Origin of the sequence: Acinetobacter sp. IK31 (assembly GCF_035615195.1) — a bacterium.
Classification (GTDB): Bacteria; Pseudomonadota; Gammaproteobacteria; order Pseudomonadales; family Moraxellaceae; genus Acinetobacter; species Acinetobacter calcoaceticus_C.
Map to the genome: position 1 here is coordinate 69,241 of NZ_JANBOB010000033.1, position 16,686 is coordinate 85,926.

17 protein-coding genes are annotated in these 16,686 nt (G+C 39.4%); 3 read left to right on the forward strand and 14 right to left on the reverse strand.

Annotated features, from left to right (window positions below):
- Positions 1-137: 137 nt before the first annotated feature.
- The 10 genes from feaR to MSG66_RS17160 form a co-directional block, all read right to left on the reverse strand.
- Entirely contained in the window at positions 138-1,052 is a 915-nt protein-coding gene (gene feaR / locus MSG66_RS17115) for a transcriptional regulator FeaR (RefSeq protein WP_324654727.1), read from the reverse strand.
- A 198-nt stretch (positions 1,053-1,250) separates the two neighbouring features.
- Positions 1,251-2,207: a p-hydroxyphenylacetate 3-hydroxylase reductase component gene (locus MSG66_RS17120; protein ID WP_003651976.1), complete on the reverse strand. Its 957-nt coding sequence runs from the start codon at positions 2,205-2,207 to the stop codon at positions 1,251-1,253.
- A gap of 45 nt (positions 2,208-2,252) precedes the next feature.
- Positions 2,253-3,206 carry a PDR/VanB family oxidoreductase gene (locus tag MSG66_RS17125; protein WP_324654728.1) on the reverse strand — a complete coding sequence of 318 codons (954 nt, stop codon included), beginning with the start codon at positions 3,204-3,206 and terminating at the stop codon, positions 2,253-2,255.
- 34 nt (positions 3,207-3,240) lie between these two features.
- Positions 3,241-3,978, reverse strand: coding sequence for an SDR family NAD(P)-dependent oxidoreductase (locus tag MSG66_RS17130; RefSeq protein ID WP_324654729.1), 738 nt, complete (start codon positions 3,976-3,978; stop codon positions 3,241-3,243).
- Positions 3,979-3,987: 9 nt separating this feature from the next.
- Positions 3,988-4,473, reverse strand: a complete 486-nt coding sequence (locus MSG66_RS17135; protein ID WP_016137987.1) for an aromatic-ring-hydroxylating dioxygenase subunit beta — start codon at positions 4,471-4,473, stop codon at positions 3,988-3,990.
- A gap of 10 nt (positions 4,474-4,483) precedes the next feature.
- Positions 4,484-5,761, reverse strand: coding sequence for an aromatic ring-hydroxylating dioxygenase subunit alpha (locus tag MSG66_RS17140; protein WP_324654730.1), 1,278 nt, complete (start codon positions 5,759-5,761; stop codon positions 4,484-4,486).
- Positions 5,762-5,790: 29 nt separating this feature from the next.
- The gene (locus tag MSG66_RS17145) at positions 5,791-6,318 is read right to left on the reverse strand and encodes a nuclear transport factor 2 family protein (RefSeq protein WP_202741944.1); all 528 of its coding nucleotides are present in this window, start codon (positions 6,316-6,318) and stop codon (positions 5,791-5,793) included.
- Positions 6,319-6,328: 10 nt separating this feature from the next.
- Positions 6,329-6,688, reverse strand: coding sequence for a hypothetical protein (locus tag MSG66_RS17150; RefSeq protein ID WP_000387554.1), 360 nt, complete (start codon positions 6,686-6,688; stop codon positions 6,329-6,331).
- Positions 6,689-6,715: 27 nt separating this feature from the next.
- Positions 6,716-7,864: an acyl-CoA dehydrogenase family protein gene (locus MSG66_RS17155; RefSeq protein WP_324654880.1), complete on the reverse strand. Its 1,149-nt coding sequence runs from the start codon at positions 7,862-7,864 to the stop codon at positions 6,716-6,718.
- A gap of 36 nt (positions 7,865-7,900) precedes the next feature.
- Positions 7,901-9,010 carry an amidase gene (locus MSG66_RS17160; protein WP_324654731.1) on the reverse strand — a complete coding sequence of 370 codons (1,110 nt, stop codon included), beginning with the start codon at positions 9,008-9,010 and terminating at the stop codon, positions 7,901-7,903.
- Positions 9,011-9,158: 148 nt separating this feature from the next.
- On the opposite strand from MSG66_RS17160, the gene MSG66_RS17165 reads away from it, so the two are divergent.
- The 3 genes from MSG66_RS17165 to MSG66_RS17175 all read left to right on the forward strand — a co-directional run bounded on the left by MSG66_RS17165 (position 9,159) and on the right by MSG66_RS17175 (position 12,781).
- Positions 9,159-9,626 carry a MarR family winged helix-turn-helix transcriptional regulator gene (locus tag MSG66_RS17165; protein WP_133973397.1) on the forward strand — a complete coding sequence of 156 codons (468 nt, stop codon included), beginning with the start codon at positions 9,159-9,161 and terminating at the stop codon, positions 9,624-9,626.
- Positions 9,627-10,059: 433 nt separating this feature from the next.
- Complete coding sequence (locus MSG66_RS17170) at positions 10,060-11,409, forward strand: MFS transporter (protein WP_324654733.1); 1,350 nt, start codon at positions 10,060-10,062, stop codon at positions 11,407-11,409.
- A 115-nt stretch (positions 11,410-11,524) separates the two neighbouring features.
- Positions 11,525-12,781, forward strand: a complete 1,257-nt coding sequence (locus MSG66_RS17175; RefSeq protein ID WP_324654734.1) for an OprD family outer membrane porin — start codon at positions 11,525-11,527, stop codon at positions 12,779-12,781.
- Between the two features lie 38 nt (positions 12,782-12,819).
- Here MSG66_RS17175 and MSG66_RS17180 read toward each other — a convergent pair whose 3' ends face one another.
- The 4 genes from MSG66_RS17180 to MSG66_RS17195 are packed head-to-tail and all read right to left on the reverse strand — an operon-like array spanning position 12,820 to position 16,655.
- Complete coding sequence (locus MSG66_RS17180) at positions 12,820-13,563, reverse strand: SDR family oxidoreductase (RefSeq protein ID WP_005040180.1); 744 nt, start codon at positions 13,561-13,563, stop codon at positions 12,820-12,822.
- A gap of 16 nt (positions 13,564-13,579) precedes the next feature.
- Positions 13,580-14,278, reverse strand: coding sequence for a histidine phosphatase family protein (locus MSG66_RS17185; RefSeq protein ID WP_324654735.1), 699 nt, complete (start codon positions 14,276-14,278; stop codon positions 13,580-13,582).
- A complete protein-coding gene (locus MSG66_RS17190) occupies positions 14,275-15,396 on the reverse strand; it encodes a phosphotransferase family protein (protein WP_262472102.1) in 1,122 nt (373 codons plus the stop codon). Before MSG66_RS17190 ends, MSG66_RS17185 begins: the two co-directional genes overlap by 4 nt.
- A gap of 17 nt (positions 15,397-15,413) precedes the next feature.
- Positions 15,414-16,655: an acyl-CoA dehydrogenase family protein gene (locus tag MSG66_RS17195; RefSeq protein ID WP_324654736.1), complete on the reverse strand. Its 1,242-nt coding sequence runs from the start codon at positions 16,653-16,655 to the stop codon at positions 15,414-15,416.
- Positions 16,656-16,686 lie beyond the last annotated feature (31 nt).

Here is a 16,686-nt window from a genome sequence, read left to right on the forward strand (position 1 = left end):
ACCAACTTAATATTTCTATAGTTATTAAGCTTATCTAACCTGCTCTAATGAATTTAATTTCAACACAGTTACATAGGGCTAGCTTGTTCAGGAATGACCCAGAACTTGTCTAAAAATGACATCAAGAGATGAAAGGTTTAAGCCGATATACCTTCTCTAAATTCTTTAGGAGAAATACCATAAGTCTTTTTAAAGATTTTTGAAAAATGCGCACCATCCCAAAATCCCCATTTCAAAGCAATTTGGGTAATCGAGCTTTGTTTATTTCTTTTATCGAGTAAATCTGTTTTGACTTTTTCTAAGCGTTTGAGCTGTATATATTTGTTAATAGATAAATTTTCTTGAAGAAACAGACGATAGAGATGACGTAACGATACCCCAATATGTTCTGCAATTAATTTAGGTGTTAAATCCGGTTTTGCTAAGTTTTCTATAATATAGCGCTCAGCTTTTTCCATCAGGTTATTAGAGCTATTAATATTTTTATAATTAATTGTAGGTTTGATTAAAGCAATTAATGCATCTTCAAAAGCATTACCATCTTCGGTTGCATACCAGAGTTTAATATTTTCAGCAGACATGTTTTTCAAAATATTCTTGAGTAAAAAACCACTCATATTTTGAGTAATCAGCTTTCCAAAATATTCAGTACTAATATTTTCTTTAAGTAATTTTTCACGCGACAAGTGCACTGAAATCTGGCTAACCAACCCTTGCGGGTACATCGAAATGGTTTCGACCGGATCTACCAACACAATATCGCCTTCATTCAGGCTAAGAGTCTCATTTTTATATTCGAGCAGCATTTTTCCTGAATACTGCAAAATCAAAAAGCAAAAACGATTATTCACTCGATCGATTTCATCGGCTTTTCGGACAATCTTATTTGCATTATTTCTGATAAAAGCAATTTCGGTGTCACCCAATAAAAAACATTGAACCTCTCCAATGAATAAATTACGCGTACCATCAAAATCTGTTTCAAAATTTCCGCAAACATTCTTGATATGGGTTGTCCAATTCAACAATGCATCACTTACATATTGGTTCATCCCTTACCTCTCTATACACGTGCTACCGCGAAATATTTTCTTTCGCGGTAGTTCACTGTCTTGGCTTATTTGCAATCATGTTTTATTGATAAACAAATTGTGTGCCAAAAAATTCCTTATCCTTGGAATTCTTTTGATTATAGTCAGCTAGATGTAAAGAAGCTGATAAATCAATTCAATTTATCAGCTTAATGAGGCTTATGCTACTCCTGCAAAGTCTCGCAGCATGGTAATAAAAATATCCTTTTGTTCCTCAGAATATTTTTTAAACACTTCATTTTGGTGGCTATCGGCAATATCAAATAAATACTGCGCCGTTTGTTTACCTTTCTCGGTCAGTGCGTATAAATTATCGTGATCAACCAGCAATCCTTCAAATTTTAAAATTTCCGCCGATCTTTCAACTTCTTGCATTGGCATGGCAATATCTCGTGGTAAATCTTCTTTACTCGAAGCAGTACCACTGGCCAAAACCAGCAACAGCCGTGATTCACTGGTTCGAAAGCCAGAAGCCATTTGCTTAGGAATATAGTCAGTTTGATAAGCTTTAAATGCACGGCTCATCAAGTAACAGACATTATTATATAAGTGCCCATAATGTGTTTGGTCTACGCCGTTCTGTTCCGTCTGTTTAACTTGAAGGCTTGGATGCGGCATAACACAAGAATATGCACCTTGATGGTACACCAACGGGCTTCGACCTTGGTCATGGAAACGAACCACTTTACCAACAATAATCCAGTGGTCACCACCTTCAATAACCTGATAACGTTCACACTCAAACACCGCAGAACAATTTTCTAAAATTGGCGCACGTCCTGCACCAAGCTGAAAGTTTGTGTCTGCAAATTTATCAATATTGCGTCTCGAAAACTTATTAGACAACTCAATTTGTGTGCCCGATAAAATATTGACGGCAAAATGTGTCGCTTCTTCAAACACTGAAAAACTTGAAGACTTTTTATCAATACTCCACAAAATAAGTGGTGGATCGAGTGATACTGAGTTAAAACTATTTGCAGTTACACCAACTTTCTCACCTTGTGCATTTTGTGCGGTAACGATAGTAACGCCTGTTGCAAAATTTCCTAATGCCCGTCGAAACTGTAGTGGATCAACCGTAAACTCATCTATTTGTTGTAATACATTCATCATCTTTCTCCTAAACCTTCTCTTACATCCATATAAATCGCGAGAGCATTAGATATCTAAAACTAACCTCGGTGTTTTAGAGCGCGAACAGCACACCAATATTTGCTCATTGCTGGCTTTTTCTTCGTCAGTAAAGTAAACATCTCGATGATCAGGTTCACCTTCAATCACATCGCACATACAGGTTCCGCATACGCCTTGCTCACAAGACATTTCAATCTCGATGCCTTCTTTAGCCAAAGCCTGCAAAATGGTTTCACCTGCTTCAACCATAATGATTTTTCCACTACGCTCAGCCACCACCTCAAATGAATCTCCTGAGGTGTCAGTTTCGACTTGGAAATATTCTTTGTGAATTTGCTGCTCAGGAAAATTGTGAGTTGTAGCAAGGTTAATCACCCAGTCCATAAAACCGACTGGACCACAGGTGTAAATATGGCTCTCAAGGTCAATATCTTTAATGGCAGATTCAAAAAACGCTCTGTGGCTTGCACCTTCGGATTTAAAATGGAAGGTTGTGTATTTTGCTAACTCACCATTTTTAATTTCATCAACAAAAGCACAGTTTTCAGGACTAGCACCACAGTAGTGAAGTTCAAATGATTCGCCTTCATCGGCAAGTTGATATGCCATGGTAATTAACGGCGTAATTCCAATTCCACCGCCAATCAATACACTGTGTTTGGCTTTTAAAAGTGGAAATAAATTTTTTGGCTCACTGACCTGAATTTGCATGCCATCTTTAATTTCATCAAAAGCTGAGACCGATCCGCCACGTGATTCAGGGTCACGTAAAATTCCAAGGCGGAACTTACCTTCGTCATTTGGATTTTGGCAAAGTGAATATTGACGCACCATACCATTGGGTAAGTGCACGTCAATATGTGCACCAGCTTCAACTTTTGGCAATGCTGCGGAGGTTGCAGACTCAAATTCCATGACTGCAATATTTCCGCCTTCAACATGGCGATTTTTAACGACAACATCATAAAGTGTAGTCATGATTTAACTCCCTTTTCATGCTTAAGCTACATGCTTAGCGCATGAATAAACCACCGTTAATATCCCATGTTGCACCAGTCACAAACCCCGCATTTGGACTCGCGAGCAACCCACAAGTTTCGGCAATAAAATGCATACTTCCTAAGGCTTTAACAGGAATATTCTGGATGAACTGTTCCATTTTTTCGTCTGACACCACACTATGAACAATCGGTGATTCCATCGGTCCCGGTGCAATCGCATTGACCGTCACCCCTTTTGCAGCAAATTCTTTAGCAAAAATTTTGGTTAAAGTGACAATCGCACCTTTGGTTGCCGCATAGTGTGCACCCGTAGCAGTACCGCCATTTTGTCCCGCTAAAGACGCCATATTAATGATGCGTCCATAGCCTTTCTTAGTCATATATTGGCCAATAATTTGGCAAGCCTGAAAGGTGCCACGTTGATTGACTTGGGTCACCCAATCAAAATCGGCTGCGGTAATTTCTAATACCGGAGTTGCCTTAGTGACAGTTGCATTGTTAATTAACACATCAAGTTTTGAAAATTTCTCTTCAATCCATTGCACTACGGCATGAAAATCTGCTTCGACCGAAATATCTAATTTCACGGGAAACATATTTTGTGCATGCTGGCTTTGCGCCTTTGCCTTTTCGGCCTTTTCAAGCGTACTGGCTGACAAAATCACTTGATGGCCTTGGCTCGCAAAATATTCAGCAATAACATTACCGAGTCCTGAAGCAGCCCCTGTCACTAAAACAACCTGTTTCATTTGCTGCTCCTAAAGAATATAGCTAATACCAGCCAAGGTATCGGTTGAGTTAACCAAATTAATGATTTTACGATTAATTTTAAAACCTGTAGCCGCATCACGAACCAAATGGTAAGTAATATCTGCGGTATAATGTTTTAAGTTTTCTTTACGGAACTCACGTAAGTTTTGAGCACAGCGTAAAACGATTTCATTGTCTTGATCTTGAATAACTCGTACACGAGAAACACTGCGTACCGTATTTGCTTTCGGCGCTGTAGAAATCGCTTCACCATTTTCAAGACGCTCTACACGTAAAGTACGCATATGGTTATCGTCATAGGCATAATTTAAGTTGTTTTCGTAGTCGGTTAGGTTTGGATCAATCGGAATGATATAAACGCCTTTTTCATTCCATAAATTGAGCCATTCACGATATTCACTGTGGTCTAACATGTCTGCTTCAGCCCAGATGAAAGCAGTGACTTCATTTAATAATTGCAGATTCATATTCATTGCTCTCTCCTTAAGCCGTCATCATCTTTTTCCACTGCTGATAGGCGGCGCGCATACCTGTTTCAGCACTGACATCACTTTTTAAGCCATCTTCAGTTTGCACTTCGCCCGGTAAACCACGGTTGAGCATGATCCATAAATCATTGCCTGCATTGGCGCCGTGTTGTACACGCTCCCAAGCTTCAGAGTCATCTGGTGTACCAAAACCAAATGGACCTTGGAAATGTTCATGCAAACGCAAGCGGTATTGGTTGGCAATTTGTGGACCGCCATCCATCGTAATCACCGAGTGATGAATTTCTGTTTCAGCAACTGAAATTGGCTGTAACACACGGAAGAACGCCATTGAGCATGCAATATTTGGGAATAAATTTAAGTTGAAGCCAGAACCACCGACAGCACGCACAATACGGCGCACTTCTAATTCTTCATGACCTTCATCACGAAGTGCTTGAGCCAAGTCTTCAAAACGTTCCTGAATTGGACGTTCCATTAATTCTTCGTCTAGATCGACCAGTTCAGGAATCATCACCATGACACTGTGACCATTACCTAAATCTTCAACAAAACCCGGCTGGTTTTCGAAGTTAAAGAGTTCTTCAGTTTTTTCATCAACAGAACTTAAGAATGACTTGTGTACCAACGGAAAGTGATATGCATCGGTCGTATTTTCAAGCTGAATTTTCCAGTTACCAGGGAAACGGAAACGGTGTTCACCCAACACTTTAATTGGATAACCCGCACCTTGTTTCATAAACAGGTCAATCCATTTTTTTGCAGGTCCAAGGAACTCTTCAAGCGGCTGAATGTCTTCTTTAAATGAAGCGAAGATCATGCCGTTATATTCTTCTACACGCAGACTAACCAACGGTAACTCAGATTTATCTAAGCAATCACCGTAGCTTTCCGGAGATGGCACACCACGTAAGCTACCGTCTAATGCATAGCTCCAACCGTGGTACGGACATACAAAACTATTGGTTTTCCCTTTTTTATGTTCGCATACGGTTGCTGCACGGTGACGGCAACGGTTTAAAAGTACGTGGACTTTCTTTTTACGGTCACGCACCGCAACAACAGGCTGTTTACCGATATTAATAGTTTTATAGCTTCCGCCTTCCGGAATTTCGCTGGCATGTGCAACCCATACCCAAGTGCTATAAAAGATTTTTTCCATTTCTTCATCAAAAATGCGTTCATCTTTATAAAGAGAAGTATGGGCACGGTCACTTTGAACCAAACCCTCGTAATCAATACCAATGTTGTGCGTTGGGATAATACTGTTCATATCAATAGTCCTTTTAAATATGTCCTGAGTCATTCCTGGGAAGGTATCGGCAGTTCGGCTTCACTGTGCCAATGCGATACGGGACGACTGAAAATATTCTGTGTCTGGAAATGTTTAATTTTCCATGTTCCATCTACTTGCTTTTGAAACTTCACGTTGAGCTTTGCTGCATTCAGATGACTACGACCATCTTTAAACATTGAAGTTTGCAACATAAGCCATGAAGCATTTGCATCATTTTGATTTACATAAATTTGCTCTGAATTTACAAAGTGCGCATTCATGACAAAGTGAGATTCTTTTTGGGTATAGCTTTTAAACATGTCGTAAATCGACTGCCAAGAATCATATCGACCAAAAGATTTGGCATATTTCTCACCAATACCTTCCCAAATGCAGTCTTGATCAAAAAGATTCATTAACTCATCAAGATCTGTATTTGCATTGAGCTCGTCGCAGATTTCCATATAACGGTTCAGACAGTTACGAATAGCGTTATGGGCTTCTAACTGTTCTAGCCGCTCTATGATTTCTGCAATATTCACTTTGTCATTCATTACAGTCGCCTTAACGTTGGATAATCAATTCACGTCCAACACGAGCTTCAACTTTGCAATATTTCCAAAGTTTGTATGGACCTTCGCCCACAACCGTAGTTCTAAACAAGTTACAAGCTGCATGTACGGTTTCAATATCTGGAACATCTGCAAGCAAATACGTGGTCCATGGCCAACCTGCACTTGGACCAACCATGCTTTGGTCATCATCAAGATTTCCAAAAACATGTACGCCCGGTAAGTCATGAATGCCATTCCACATTTCACCAAATGCTGCCCAAACTGCTTTTGCTTCAGCAGGTTCCGCATCAAAAAAGTTTTGGTTAATACCCATGCAGAATAAAACACGTAATGATTTTTTAGCTTCCATTTCAATATCCTTTAAAAAATTAAAAACTTATAAATAACCTGGGGTTGGCTTCAACCCGAAACTGATTGATCCTGCATTTTGTAATGTTGCATCACCCATAAAGGCATGCTGAGTCACCACGTTGGTGTCATTCACAAAACGGCTAAATGGATTGTTGGTATAGATCGCTGTCATGCCAGCTAGCATTTGCATTTTTCGCGTCACTTTGGCGCAAACTCGAGCTGCATGGGTACATGCCAGACGCATATCGCTAATTTGTTCAGCAGTTGCTTCACGCCCAGCAATAATTTCATTCCAAACAGTGTCCATGGTTTGATAAAACCAAGACTTTGCAGCCTGAAACTCTGCATCAGCTTGAGCAAACTCATATTGAGTCACTGGGCGGTTGGCAATTTCTGTTCCACCTGTAATAGATGCTTTACCGGGTGCCAATTTTTCAAATTCCTCTAAAGCAGCAGCTGCAACACCAATACCCACCACAGTTAAAACTTGGGTCGCTAAAGAGAGTGACGGATATTTAAAAAATGGCTCACTCAGTTTTGACGGTTCACCACGTACAAAGGTCCATTTCTTTTCGACCAATACATCTTCGACCACCAAATCATGGCTTCCTGTACCTTTTAAGCCAACGGTGTCCCATGTCATTTCAATTTTGGCTTTTTTTGCAGGCATCACTGCCATGCGTGGTAAGCCTTGCATTTCATTGTTTTTAAGCGGTGAAATCCCCACACCAACAATGTCGGCTCCCATACAGCCGCTTGAAAATTTCCAGCGTCCACGAACCACTACACCTTCATCGGTAATTTCGGCAGGCTGCGGCGGAAAAATACCTCCTGCAAAGACCACATCTGGCCCGTTTTGGTACAATTCTTTAAGCGTTTCTTCTGGCAAACTTCCTAAATACGCAGGGCTCATACCGAAACTTGCTACCCAACCCACTGAACCGTCAGCTTTAGATAAAGTTTCGATTAATTCGCAAAACTGTCGTGGTGACCATTCTTCACCGCCAAAACGTTTTGGAACTAATGCACGGTAAACACCAATCTGTTTAAGTTTTTCGATAATGTCTTGGCTCACATACGCCTGATTATCGAATTCGCCTGTACAGGCGCGCTCACGAATTTCTTGACACAAAGCAGCTAAATCTATTGCTTGTCCTTGAGAAGTAAACTCCATTTTAGACAACTTATTCATCATCTAACTCCTTGTAATTTATTGCATTGCATAAACACAAAATTTAGCTATTGCGCATAATTGCTCATCTTTTTGATGCTTCGATACGATCTGTAAGCCCACAGGTAAACCTTCACTGGTTTCAAGTGGCACTGAAATGGCTGGATGTCCTGATAAATTAAATGGACGAACTAAACCTGTAAGATTCAGAAAAGCGACTGTATTTTCAGCTTCAGCAACTTTTGGTGGAATTTGCGGAAGTGTTGGTAAAATCAATGCATCATATTTTTCTAATAAAGCATCAAGTTCTTGAATAAGCTTTTGCTTTACGACTTCAGCTTGTTTCACTTGCTCTAAAGTGGTTTCAGCAGCTTTTAACAGGCGATTATTTACGTCAGCACCAATTAAGCCCGTTTGAGTTAACTCACCAAAAGCTTGCCAATTTTCATAATTAATAATCTGCATGCCTGCGTCAAAAGCGGCTTCAAAATGTTCAACTTTTTCTAAAGTGGTCTGTAAATTCGCTTTTTGAAGTGCTTGACGAATACAATTCCAAATAACGCCATCTGCTTTTACATCTAAAACTGCAAGTTTTGGTGCGCTAGTACATTGGGCAGGTTTAAAACTTGGGTCAATAATTTGCATGGCTTTTTCAATCATTTCGACTGAATTTGCAAAAGGACCAACGCAATCTAAAGAACTGGACGACGGATATACGCCTTTTCGACTTACACGACCAAAAGTCGGTTTTAAACCAAAAACTCCACAGCATGCAGCGGGCATACGAATAGAGCCACCCGTGTCAGTACCTAAAGTAAAGTCAGCTTGTTTTGCTGCAATCGCCGCAGCCGAGCCACTTGAAGACCCACCAGGAATAAGTTCAGGATATTTTGGATTAATGGGTGTACCAAAAGCATGGTTAATGCCAGTAATGCCAAAAGCCAATTCGTGCAAATTCGTTTTCGCAATAATTTCACAATCTGCTTTTAAAATGTTTTTAACGACTTCAGCATCATCTTGAGCTGGTTCAACATTTAACAAAGCTCGACTGCCAGCAATGGTTTTTAGACCCTGAATATCAATTGTGTCTTTAACCATGACCTTGAGCTTGCCACTTCCTTTGTGTACGCTTTGGCTAATAATATTCATTCACTTTTCCATGTATTTTTATCTATTTATTAAAATATGGTAAAATTTAATGGAATTGTCAAGTATTTTTTATAATTTGTACTCAAGGAAATATGCAAAATTTTGTTTATAATAGGATTACCCTTTTTTCCTAAGTTATTGCTTAGCTATGCTTGATCATTTAGAACAATTTCTTCCTAATAAAGAACCGTCGAGTATTCAAAACTTCCCTTTTTTTTGGATTTCCCAAGTTAATGGAAAATATTCACAACTTATTGAAAAATCAATAAAAAAACTAGGTATCGACAATACGCGCCGTAAAATTATTTTAAGTACCAATGCTTTAGGTGAAGCCAGTATTACCGACATTGCCAATCTTTCTACTTTAAAATTAACCACTGCAACCAAGGCCGTATATCGATTAGTTGAAGATGAAATTGTTGAGGTCTACTCCTCTACCACCGATGAACGGATCTCAATGGTGAAATTAACTGCTAAAGGTATTGAGCTGGTTGAACAAATTAATCAGATTAGTGTTGTGACCTTAGCTGGTATTTTGAATGCTTTTTCAGAAGATGAACTCCACAATCTAAATAACCAGTTGAAGAAATTATTTGATCTGATGCCTTCAAGCTAACTTAGATTTCTTATTTATCTTGTTTAAACATGAAAGAGTTAGCAGAAAACCGATATGATCTTCTGCGACTCTCTAAAAATTATTAATATTTATCAAAAAGCTAAAAGTTTCGTTCTTCTTTTCCTTTCTATAATTCATAGTCATTTATAAATTTTCTGATTGTTTAAATACCTATTAGGTATCTAAACATACTTAATAAGTAATGGAATTTTACATATAAAAAGAAAATAATATTTCCATCATATAGAAATTCTAACCCTCTTCTTTAATTATCTTTGTCTGCATATGCAGTTTGTATGTAAGGCAATTCTTCAATCAAATAGGTTATTTATTTTTCAAAAGTTATTGGGGGGAAACCAAATTATCTTTTAGGAAACATAGATAGCCGAGATTCAACTTCTCTAAAAGAGTTTTATACATAAGGATTAAGTGTATGAACCAAAGTAATATCGCTGTTGAAAGGACACAAAAGAAAACCAATGCATATGCATGGTATGTAGTCGTACTCTGTATGTTAGCGTACATATTTTCATTTATTGACCGCCAAATTCTGGCACTGATGATTGAGCCAATTAAAGCAGATCTTCAACTTTCAGATACTCAGTTTAGCCTATTACACGGCCTCGCTTTTTCGCTGTTTTACGCTTTAATGGGTTTACCTCTAGCCTATATTGCCGACCGATTTTCACGCCCAAAACTGATTTCAATCGGTATTATTGTCTGGAGTCTGGCAACAGCCACTTGTGGTTTAAGTAAAAACTTTATTCAACTATTTTTAAGCCGTATGGCCGTTGGTGTGGGCGAAGCTGCCTTATCTCCTGCTGCATATTCAATGTTTAGCGATATGTTCAATAAGGACAAACTAGGCCGCGCTGTTGGTATCTATTCGATTGGCGCTTTTTTAGGTGGTGGTATTGCCTTTTTAGTCGGTGGCTATGTCATTAACTTACTTAAAGGCGTGACTTTAATTGAGGTTCCATTGTTGGGCGCTATTAAAGCATGGCAAATCGCCTTTTTGGTTGTGGGTTTACCCGGCATCATTATTGGTTTGCTATTTATCCTGACAGTTAAAGACCCAGCACGTAAAGGACAGCAGCTCAACCAAAATGGTCAAGTTGACCAAGTTAAATTTACACAATGTCTTCAGTTTATTAAAAAGCATTCAAAAACCTTTGCCTGTCACTATTTAGGTTTTACCTTCTATGCTATGGCACTGTACAGTCTTACTAGTTGGACACCTGCATTTTATATTCGTAAGTTTCAACTCGCTCCAACAGAAACAGGTTACATGCTCGGTACGATTCTGTTAATTGCCAATACATTAGGGGTGTTTTGTGCAGGTTGGTTAAATGATTGGTTTATTAAAAAAGGACGCCAAGATGCTCCGATGATTACCGGAGTGATTGGTATTGTTGGTCTTATTATTCCAATTTCATTTTTTACTCAAACTGACCAACTCTGGCTTTCAGTGAGTCTACTCATTCCAGCGATGTTCTTTGCATCGTTCCCTCTGGTGATCTCGGCAACTGCGTTACAAATGTTGGCCCCAAATCAATTTAGAGCACGTCTTTCTGCCCTCTTCCTTTTGGTCAGTAACTTAATTGGGCTGGGTATTGGCACAACGCTAGTAGCAATCATTACAGATAAAGTTTTTGGTAATCCATTAATGGTGGGTTCTTCTTTATCTATCGTGGGTGGTTTGTCTTGTGTACTGGCTTTAATTTTGCTCTTCAAAGGCTGCAAATTCTTTAGTGAAAGCATGAAGCTTGAAAAATTAAATTAATTGAAGAAATCACCCGCTATTTAACAACGCTCCCTATAAGAACTTAGGGAGTACGACACAAATATTTCACAATACGTAATGCCTAGGACTGGCGCATCTATCTTGGAAATGGATTATGGAATTATTACACCGCTTTAAACCGCAGACTTTAGCTGTAGCAACTTTAGTATTGATGTGTGGCAATTCATGGGCTGCAAACCCGAATCAGCAAACTGAAGATGAATGGAAACTCACTTTAAAAAACGCCTATATCAACCGCGATTTTGATAACGATGCACTCAAAGACACAGGTAGCTGGTCGCAAGCAGCATCGTTATTTTATAAATCGAAAATGCATGACACCCCACTGCAAATTGCAGATAAGCCAATTACCATTGGTGCCGATGCTTCTGTTCAATACGCCGTGCGCTTAAGTTCAGACAAACATGTCGCCGACACCGTTTTGCCTTTTAATAAGGAAACCCAATCTCAAGCATCAGACTATTTAAAATACGGCGCAACTTTGAAACTTGGCTATGACAAAACATTGCTAAGCGTGGGTGAACTCTGGTTAGATTTACCCGTAACTGCTGTCGATGCAAGTCGTCAGTTACTTACTTCATATTGGGGAACCAATTTAAAGTCGCAACTTTCAGATCAGCTTTATGCCGAAATTGGTCGGGTTGAAAAAGTCTCACCACGAAATGAAGAAGACTTTAAAAAGTTTTCCTTCACGGCCAATGGGGTTACCAAAGAATCTGATGGCTTAAACTACTTAGACCTTCGTTATCAATTTACGCCGTCACTCAAGGGTGAATATTACTTTGGTAATCTAGAGGATCTGTATAACAAGCACTATGTAGGGCTTGAACATACTTGGAAACAACCAACTTTTGCCCTGACTTCCAAGTTTAAATACTTCAATGCAAAAGATGATGGCAATACTTTTAACATTGATGCGCAGAATATCGGTCTACTTGAAACTGTCAAAGTAAAAAACCATACCTTTGGTGTGGGATATCAACAAATTATCGGTGAATCGGCTTATCCATTACCAGATGGTTTCTTGCCAGAAACCTATTTTATTAACTGGAACGCTACTGGTTTCTTTAAAGAAGATGAAAAGTCTTACCATGTGATGTATGGCTACGACTTTAAGGACCATGTACCGGGCTTAAATGCGATGGTGAAATATGTTTATGGCCATGATTTCAAGGCAGCCAATGGCGACAAAAACCATGAAACTGAGTCGAACGTGATTTTAAACTATGCGTTTCAGCAGCCATTCTTAAAAGGCGTTGCCCTGCAATATATTCGTATTGATTACAACGTCAAACACGGCAATGACTTTGGTGAAGACCGTTTATTTGTCAATTACACCAAGAAATTCTAAATATAAAAAATTACCCCCTAAATTTTAGGGGGTAATTTTTATCCTAATTTATTGACCAACCTTAAAGGCAAAACCTTCATTGCAATACTCATTGGCAACCATGGCCACTGTGGTACATAAGCTTTCACTGGTTGTTTTTCGATAGCTTTGACGAGTGCTTTGCACCCTGTTTTAGCATCGACTTCAAATGGCAAATGTTTAGCACCTTCATTCATTTCAGTGCGAATGTAACCCGGGAAAATGGTTGAAACTTTAATTGGGGTATCCAGTAACTCAGCACGAATACCTTCAGCCAAGTGAGCAACCGCAGCTTTACTTGCTGCATAGGTCGATAAATGTTTTGGTAATCCACGCATGGCACTCATGGATGACATCACCACCAAATGGCCTGCATTTTGCTCTCTAAAAATTTCAACCGCAGCTTCACATTGTGCTAAAGCAGAAATAAAGTTGGTTTCAGCGGTGGCTTTGTTAATTTCAAAATTGCCTTTACCAATACGGCGACCATTTCCAACTCCAGCATTGACAATAATTCGGTCTAAATAACCAAACTCTTGCTTAAATGCACGAAAAACTTCAAAAACCTGATCGTAATGAGTCACATCTAGACTTTTTGCAATCACCTGAATGCCATATTCATTTTCAAGTTCGGTTTTTAGAGTTTCTAGTCGGTCTAAACGGCGTGCACAAATCGCCAAGTTATAACCTTTCGCTGCAAATTCATGAGCCATACCCGCGCCCAGACCAGAACTTGCGCCTGTAATTAAAATTGTCTTTGCCATGCTTTTATCCTTATTTTTAAATCCATGTCAGTAAATCTGGACGTTCAGCTTTGATAAAATGATGTTCATTTAAACTTAAAACCTGAGCTTCATTTCCAACTAAACGTAAAGTGGTGAGACTTGTATTGGTAATTGCCCAGTTCAAGGCAAAAGTTCGATTTGGGCTCAGTTCAAGCAATTTGCCAATTGCTACAGAAATCACACCACCAGAGGTAAAAACGACTGCATAACGAGGTTTGGTTTTTGCCAATTCATCACAAAGTTGTTGTAGTGCGGTTTCAACTCTGTTTTTAAAATGCGGCCACGACTCATCATATTCATGATGAAAGTCACCATCGGTCCAGCGTCCAATTGCGCCTTCAAATATTTTGGCCAGATAGGCACGCGGATTCTGTTCTTGTGCTACATCAGCTTTTAACAGTTCAGGTTGTTCAAAACGCGGTTCATAACGTGCAAAAACCTGCTGATGATTAAACTCGTTCCATAAACTATTGTGATTAATCACCGCATCGGGAAAACATTCATTTAATGCGAGTTGTGCAGTTTGCTCGTGGCGCTGCATAGTACCTGCAACAACATAAGGTTGTTCTTTCAATATTTGCTTAAAATAACGGCCTAATAAAGTCGCTTGAGCCTCACCATTTTCAGACAACTTATCATAGTTACTTTTACCAAATGATGCCTGTCCATGTCTTACCAGATAAATTGTGGTCATTTTCTTAAAATACCCTGTATTTTCTGTAGAGATTGCTGAGCAAATTCCGATTCTTGAATTTTTTGCTGGCCAATAAGTTTTAACGCTCTGATATGTAGCGCATGAATGACGATCCAGAAATCTTTAAAAGCTGGATTTCGCGTTTGTTTATGGTAATAGCGGTAGTAAATTTGCTGAGCGATCACTGCTAAACGAAATACACCAAAGACTTCATAAAAAGCCCAGTTTTGAGGGTTCAGACCTGTTTTTTGTAGGTAATAATCAACAACTTCTTTACGAGAAAACATTCCCTTTAAATGGGTAGGCTGACGGCGTGTCGATCTAAAAATCATGTTATCCGTAGGTTCAACCCAATAGGCCAAAGCACTGCCTAAATCCATTAATGGATCACCCAAGGTTGCCATTTCCCAATCCAGCACGCCAATCACTTCAGTTGGATGCTCTGGATCTAAAATCACATTATCAAATCGCCAATCGTTATGAATAATACAAGTCGTAGAGTCTTGAGGGATATTATCATTTAGCCATTTTCGAACGTATTTAAATGAAGGAACATTGAGCGTTTTAACTTTTTCATATCGCTTGTCCCAACCTTCAACTTGTCTGCGGCAATATCCCACTCCTTTACCCAATTCAGCTAAAGGCGTGTTTTCATAAGGAACTTGGTGTAATTCAATAAGCTTATCAAGCACATTTACACAAAGTTGATGGACATCTTCTTCATTAAAGCCAAGCTCAGGCGGTAATTTTGCACGAGGAATAATTCCCGCAATGCGTTCCATCACATAAAAATCACAGCCAATGACACTTTCATCCTGACAAAGTGCCACCATTTTAGGAAGTACCGGATAATAAGGCGCAAGATTTTTTTGCACCATATATTCACGGGCCATATCGTGAGCAGACTTCGCTTTTGTTCCTTTTGGAGGACGTCGTAAAATTAAATCGGTATTTTCATACTTTAAACGATAAGTCCAATTTGAAGCCCCACCCGTATATTGAGTCACGATTGCTGGACCGACCAACTCAACGTTTTGGCCCTTTAACCAGTTTTCAACTGCCCCAATGTCAAGTTCTTCACCTTCACGTACTTCACCGCCTATATCAATTACCGACATTCTAATTTCCTTTCAACTTATACGTTCTTATGACGACCGTAACCACGTTTGGCTAACTCTAATTTGGCAATCATGCCTTTATGTACTTCATCTGGTCCATCAGCTAAACGTAAACTGCGTGCTTGAGCAAAGAAACCTGTTAATGGTGTATCTCTTGAAACGCCCGCGCCACCATGTAGCTGAATCGCCATGTCGACTACTTTTTCTAAAACACTTGGAGCGACCACTTTAATTGCAGATATTTCTGTTAAAGCGGCCATATTCCCTAAAGTATCCATTTTATAGGCGGCATACAAGGTTAAAAGCCGAGCTTGATCTATCGCTACCCGCGCATCGGCTACCCGTTCAAGGTTCCCACCGAGTTTTAAAATTTCCTTGCCAAACGCAGTTCTAGACATACCACGGTCAATCATTAGTTCTAAAGCTTTTTCAGCAGCGCCGATACAGCGCATGCAATGGTGAATACGACCAGGTCCTAAACGGCCTTGAGCAATTTCAAAACCTTGACCAGCTCCACCAATAAAGTTATCAAAAGGTACTCGAACATTATTAAAATGAACTTCACCATGCCCATGTGGTGCATCGTAGTCACCAAATACAGGCAACATACGTTGGATTTCAACACCCGCCGTATCAATAGGTACTAAAACCATGGAGTGTTGATGATGGCGGTCTTTGCTTTCATCTGGTGTGTGCGCCATAAAAATAATGACTTTGGCATTTGGGTCACCTAAACCAGAAGACCACCATTTTTTGCCATTTAAAACGATTTCATTACCTTCTATAAGTGCAGTTGCCTGCATATTGGTTGCATCGCTTGAAGCAACATCTGGTTCAGTCATACAAAAAACCGAACGAATTTTTCCATCTAATAACGGCTGTAACCATTGCTGTTTTTGCTGTTCACTGCCATAGCGCCATAACAATTCCATATTCCCTGTGTCAGGTGCATTGCAGTTAAAAACGGTTGGTGCCAATAAACTACGACCAGTCAATTCGGCAATGTGGGCATATTCTTGAACCGTTAACCCTGCACCCAGTTTGTCATCTGGTAAAAACATATTCCAAAGGCCAGCTTGCTTCGCTTTAGATTTCAGCGTTTCTAGAAGTTCGGGCCACTGCCATTTTTTCCAGTTTCCATCCGGATTTAGCTCATGAACTTCTTCCCAAAATTGGGCTTCAACAGTATCTATTTCTTCTAAAATAAATCTTCTTGTTCGCTCGACAAAATCTTGAGCTGTTTTTGATAGTTCAAACATTCTTTTTCCTTTACATCATTATCTTGTCTTT